The sequence below is a fragment of the Rhodopseudomonas sp. BR0C11 genome (assembly GCF_010820945.1).
In the GTDB taxonomy this organism is placed as follows: Bacteria; Pseudomonadota; Alphaproteobacteria; order Rhizobiales; family Xanthobacteraceae; genus Rhodopseudomonas; species Rhodopseudomonas palustris_H.
Window position 1 is genome coordinate 1 of sequence record NZ_QTKI01000342.1, and the last position, 5261, is coordinate 5261.

General features: G+C 66.9%; 7 protein-coding genes. All 7 read right to left on the reverse strand.

The window, feature by feature from the left end; all coding sequences use genetic code 11:
- A partial coding sequence (locus DYI24_RS20460; protein WP_205523610.1) for a sodium/proton-translocating pyrophosphatase occupies positions 1-503 on the reverse strand: 503 nt, incomplete at its 3' end.
- A 230-nt stretch (positions 504-733) separates the two neighbouring features.
- Positions 734-1705 carry a thiamine-phosphate kinase gene (thiL, locus tag DYI24_RS20465; protein ID WP_164573617.1) on the reverse strand — a complete coding sequence of 324 codons (972 nt, stop codon included), beginning with the start codon at positions 1703-1705 and terminating at the stop codon, positions 734-736.
- Positions 1706-1823: 118 nt separating this feature from the next.
- The gene (locus DYI24_RS20470) at positions 1824-2564 is read right to left on the reverse strand and encodes a hypothetical protein (protein WP_164573618.1); all 741 of its coding nucleotides are present in this window, start codon (positions 2562-2564) and stop codon (positions 1824-1826) included.
- A gap of 93 nt (positions 2565-2657) precedes the next feature.
- Complete coding sequence (gene nusB, locus DYI24_RS20475; RefSeq protein ID WP_107357518.1) at positions 2658-3164, reverse strand: transcription antitermination factor NusB; 507 nt, start codon at positions 3162-3164, stop codon at positions 2658-2660.
- A gap of 5 nt (positions 3165-3169) precedes the next feature.
- Complete coding sequence (gene ribH, locus DYI24_RS20480; RefSeq protein ID WP_164573619.1) at positions 3170-3661, reverse strand: 6,7-dimethyl-8-ribityllumazine synthase; 492 nt, start codon at positions 3659-3661, stop codon at positions 3170-3172.
- Positions 3662-3874: 213 nt separating this feature from the next.
- Complete coding sequence (locus tag DYI24_RS20485) at positions 3875-4483, reverse strand: riboflavin synthase (protein WP_164573620.1); 609 nt, start codon at positions 4481-4483, stop codon at positions 3875-3877.
- A 10-nt stretch (positions 4484-4493) separates the two neighbouring features.
- A partial coding sequence (locus DYI24_RS20490; RefSeq protein ID WP_164573621.1) for a RibD family protein occupies positions 4494-5261 on the reverse strand: 768 nt, incomplete at its 5' end.

Sequence of the window (5261 nt, forward strand, 5' to 3'; positions counted from 1 at the left end):
AATTCGGCGGCAGCGGAGGAGTAGAAAAAGGAACGGCTGTTGGCCTGCAGACCGGCGAAGTGGATCAGGTAGATGAAGTAGAGGGTGACGCCCAGCAGCGCGAGACCGGCGACCAGCAGGCCGGTGATCGCGCCCGCCTTGAAGGCGAGCTCGAGGCCGCCGGCGAGCGAGGTGGTGGCCGCCTGCGCGGTGCGGACGTTGGCGCGCACCGACACGTTCATGCCGATGAAGCCGGCCGCGCCGGACAGGATCGCGCCGATCGCGAAGCCGATCGCCACGAGGATGCCGAGGAAGTAAGCGAGCAGCGCGAAGATCACCACGCCGACGATGGCGATGGTCATGTACTGGCGCTTCAGATAGGCCTGCGCGCCTTCACGCACCGCGCCCGCGATTTCCTGCATCCGCGCGTTGCCCTGGTCGGCAGCGAGCACCGACGAGGTCGCCCAGATGGCGTATACGATCGATAGCGCTCCGCAGAGCACGATCACCCATAGAGCTGTCATACCTGATTGCCTCAGTCCCGAGTTTCACCCCCGTGCCTGCGCTGCGGGAGCGGCGCGGGCGCGCAACAAGATGGCGTGCCCTCTTTTGCGGGGCAGCCTCAAATCGCGGCGAACCTTGCCAAAATCACAGGTGCTCCGCAATCGCTGCGAAGGGACTAAGCTGGGCTTTTCCGCTGACCTTCGGAGTATTCCAGCGAACTTCCTCGCGTCGGAATACCAGTGACTAAGCATCAGAAATGACTGAAAGACAGCGTCTTCAGCGGGATTTCAGCGCCGCCCGCGCCGAGCCATCGCGGCGGTATGGTTCCGTCTTCGGCAACGCCGATGACTGTCACCTGCACATGGCTCCGCTGCGCCGCATCAAGGAACTGATCGAGATTATTTTGTGCAACGCCGCAAAGCAGTTCGTAGTCATCACCGCCGCTGAGTAATCGCGCCAGCTTCGACTCATCGGTTCCCGCGATCGCACGCGCAGCCTCCGACAACGGCACGGCGGCCGCGTCGAGAGTCGCAGTGACGCCGGACGCGGCGCACATCTTGGCGAGATCGCCGGCGAGCCCGTCGGAAATGTCCATCGCCGCGCCGGCATAATCGCGCACAGCGGTCGCCAGCGCCGAGCGCGGCTGCGGCACCCGGTAGCGGTCGATCAGGAACGCGCGGTCCTCGTCGTTCGCGGCGGTCGCCCGGCCCTGCAGCAGGTCGAGCCCGAGCGCGGCATCACCGATCGTGCCGGTGACGACGATGGCGTCGCCCGGGCGCAGCGCGTCCCGCGCCACCATCCGGCCCGGCGGCACCCGGCCGAGCGCAGTCACCGAGATCATCATCGGGCCGGGAGTGGAGACCGTGTCGCCGCCGAGCAGCGGGCAGCGGAACGTCGCCGCATCCTCGCCGAGCGCGGCGGCGAACGGGGCCAAAAAACCCTCATCGGCCTGCCGCAGCGCCAGCGTCAGCAGGAAGCCGGCCGGCTCGGCGCCCTTGGCGGCCAGATCGGAGAGATTGACCCGGAGTGCCTTGCGAGCGATCGCGGCAGGCGGGTCTCCCGGCAGATAATGCACGCCTTCGACGATCGCGTCGGTGGTCAGCACCAGATCGCAGCCCGTGGCAGCCAAGACAGCGGCGTCATCCACCAGTCCCCGCGCCCCCGGATCGGTCGCCAGAGGCTTGAAGTATCGCGCGATCAGATCGTCTTCACCGGAGGGCATGGTTTGCTTCCCGCGACCGGTTTTGTACCCGGCCAAATCCCGCGCGCACTGAGAGGCCAGAAAGCCGCCGCGCGCAAGTCGGCAGAGCCGACGGTTCAGCCGCGCTCAACCTTACCGCTCACTCGGCATCTAGCAGGGTCGGATCTTCGACCTCGCCGATCGCGCGCCTGACGAACTGCACGATGGCAGGGCCCTGAGCATCCGCCATCTGCTGCGGGGTGGTGCCGGTTTGCTCGTGGGTCCACACCGTCCAAACGGCGACCACACCTGGTTGGGCTTCGATCACTGCCGTACAAAATTTGGTCGTGCGATCACAGCCCATGCCGACTCTGTCGGGATAAATCATCTTTCTGATCTGGTCGTACTGTCGCTCTCCTCCGACCGTGCCGTAGCTTTTCAAAAGGTCGAGTTTGCTGCGGTCGAACAGATTGAACCGCTCAGGCAAACGTCGCAAAAGCCCCTTATGTTCGCCGCGGCAGAGCGCCTGCGACCAACGCCGCGTCAGCCGCGGGCAGATGCCCACCGAGGCGAGGTGCTCGCCGGTGTAGCGGTACTCGTGGATCAGGAAGTCGACGTGATCCATCGGCATCGGTTTGGCCGGATTGCGGGCGGCCTGCCGGATCTGGTCCGCGAAGCTTCGGGTTTGCCTGCCGCCGAGATCGAAAACGTGGTCCGGCCCTCTCAGGGCGACGATTGGAACGACTATATGCTGCCCCGCGACGGCGAAGTGTGCATCCGAGGCAAGGAAATTGATGTCAGGCGGTCGCGGTCCTGGCGGGCTGACAACGATCCACGCGACGGCAGCGACGAATGCAAAAAGGCCGAGCAGAACAATCCAGAAGTGGCGAAAAGGTCCCATGACCAGGCCCCGGCATCATTGCGGGGTCTGATAACTCAAATTCGTTGCAACTTGGCCTGCCCGGTCCCTCGAATTTAACACGTCACAACGCGATTACCTCGTAAACTCGTCTTCGCGGAACCGCCGCGCGATCTGGTCGAGCACGGCATTGACCATGCCGGTCTCGTCCTTCTCGACGAAGGCGTGGGCGACGTCGACGTATTCGGAGACGACGACCCGCGCCGGGATGTCCTTGCGGTGTTCGAGCTCGTAGGCCCCTGCCCGCATCACCGCGCGCAGGATCGCGTCGATCCGCGCCAGCGGCCAGCCCTTGGCGAGCAGATCGTCGATCAGGGGATCGATCTGCTTCTGATCGCGCACGACGCCGGCGACGATGTCGCGGAAGAACGCGGCTTCGGCCGGCAAATACTGCTCGCCCTCGACCTCGTTGCCGATCCAGAAACTCTCGAACTCGGCGAAGGTCTCGTTGATGCCGGCGCCGCCGATGTCCATCTGGTACAGCGCCTGCACCGCCGCGAGCCGCGCCGCACCGCGGCGGTTGGCCTTGCGCTCGCCTTTCGGCACCGGTTTCTTGAACGCGGGTTTGTTGATCTCGGCCATCTGCATCAGGCCTTCGCCAGCCGGCGCTTGATCCGCAGCATCGCCAGCGCGGCGCGCGCGGCGTCGCCGCCCTTGTTGAGGTCGCCGGGCTTGGCTCGCGCCCAGGCCTGCTCGTCGGTGTTGACGGTGATGATGCCGTTGCCGAGCGGGAATTTGCGCGCGACGCTGAGGTCCATCAGCGCGCGGGCCGACTCCATCGACACGATCTCGAAGTGGATGGTTTCGCCGCGCACCACGCAGCCGAGCGCGATCGCCGCGTCATACGGCTTGCCGGCGGCTTCGGCGGCATCGATCGCGATCGCGACCGCGGCCGGGATCTCCAGCGCGCCCGGCACGGTCAGGACGTCGTGGGTGGCACCGGCGGCCTTCAGCTCGGCGACCGCGCCTTCCAGCAGCGCGTCCTGGATGTCGTCATAGAACCGCGCCTCGACGATCAGGACGCGGGCGCCCGAAACGTCGGTCTGGTCTTTCAGGGGTGCGCGCCGCGCGTCTGCCATGTGTCGCTTCTTCTTCGGTCGGTTGTCTGCATCTCGGCCAGTACGGACCTCATCCTGAGGAGCGGCCCATCGGCCGCGTCTCGAAGGATGAGCGCCGCGAAGCTCATGTTCGAGACGGCGCTTCGCGCCTCCTCACCATGAGGGCCTGCGGGTTGTAGGCGGAGGCCGGCGCAAAGCCAAGCCCGCGCATGACGTCCTTCGCCGGGCTGCCGCCTATTTCATCTCGCTCAGGCGCGCGGCATAGCGGGCCATCAGGTCGACCTCGATATTGACCTCGCTGCCCACCTGCCAGCCGTTCAGAATCGTCGCCGACAGTGTGTGCGGGATGATCAGCACCGAGAATTTGGTGTCCTCGACGGTGTTCACCGTCAGCGAGGTGCCGTCGAGCGTGACCGAGCCCTTCGGCGCGATGAACCGCGCCAGCTCGCGGCTGGTTTCCAGCGTGAAGCGGGCCATGTCCGGCAGCTCCTCGCGCGCCGCCACCTTGGCGATGCCGTCGACATGGCCGGTGACGATGTGGCCGCCGAGCTCGTCGCCGATCTTCAGGGCGCGCTCGAGGTTGAGCCGGGTGCCCGCGGTCCAGGCTTTCGCCGTGGTCTTGGCCAGCGTCTCGGCGCCGGCGTCGACCTCGTACCAGGTCTTGCCGCCTTCGGTGCCGGAGCCGACCACGGTCATGCAGATGCCGTTCGAGGCGATCGAGGCGCCGTCGGCGATGGTCGACTGGTCGTAGGCGCAGCGGATCCGCAGCCGGTGCAACTGGCCCTGCGCGACCGGCTTGACGGTCTCGATCTCGCCGATGTCGGTGACGATGCCGGTGAACATGGAGTGCCTTCTAGTTCGAATCGTAAATGGTGAGCGTATCCGCGCCGACGCGCTCGGTACTGCGGACGCGCCAGTGCGGCGAGTCGGTGATCGCGGTCAGCGGCAGGCCGTGCAGCGCGTCGATGCCGTCGGCTCCGATCGGATCGTCGCTGCGCCACAGCCAGATTTCATCGGCGAGTTCACCGGCGACCAGCGAGGCGGCGACGCGGGCGCCGCCTTCGACCAGGAGCCGCGTCACGCCCTTGTCGGCCAGCGCGTGCAGCACAGCCGGCAGATCGAGGCCTGGGGTGTCGGCGCAATCGGCGACGTGGATCACCTCGGCACCGGCCGCACCGAGCCGCGCGGCAGTGGCGGCTTCGGCAATCTCGGAGGCCATCAGCCACAGCGGCGTGGTGCGGGCGGAATGCAGCAGTTTGCTCGTCGCAGGGATGCGTAAGCTCCGGTCGAGCACCACGCGGATCGGCGACTGCGCCGCCATGCCGGGCAGCCGGCAGGTTAGTTCCGGATCGTCCGCCAGAACGGTGCCGATCCCGACCAGCACCGCGTCGGAACGGGCGCGCAGCAGATGGGTGCGGGCGTTGGCGGCCTCGCCGGTGATCGCGACCGGTTTGTGGCCGGCGGCGGCGATCTTGCCGTCTGCCGAAACCGCAAGCTTCAGCGTCACCAGCGGGCGGCGGTCACGGATGCGGCGGATGTGGCCGGCGTGGTCGCGCGCGGCTTCCTCGGCGCAGACGCCGATCTCGACAGCGATCCCAGCGGCGCGCAGCCGCGCATGGCC

Coding starts and splice junctions, on each gene's coding strand:
- DYI24_RS20470 (WP_164573618.1), bottom strand. CDS start 2,564: ATGGGACCTTTTCGCCACTTCTGGATTGTTCTGCTCGGCCTTTTTGCA.
- DYI24_RS20485 (WP_164573620.1), bottom strand. CDS start 4,483: ATGTTCACCGGCATCGTCACCGACATCGGCGAGATCGAGACCGTCAAG.
- ribH (WP_164573619.1), bottom strand. CDS start 3,661: ATGGCAGACGCGCGGCGCGCACCCCTGAAAGACCAGACCGACGTTTCG.
- thiL (WP_164573617.1), bottom strand. CDS start 1,705: ATGCCCTCCGGTGAAGACGATCTGATCGCGCGATACTTCAAGCCTCTG.
- nusB (WP_107357518.1), bottom strand. CDS start 3,164: ATGGCCGAGATCAACAAACCCGCGTTCAAGAAACCGGTGCCGAAAGGC.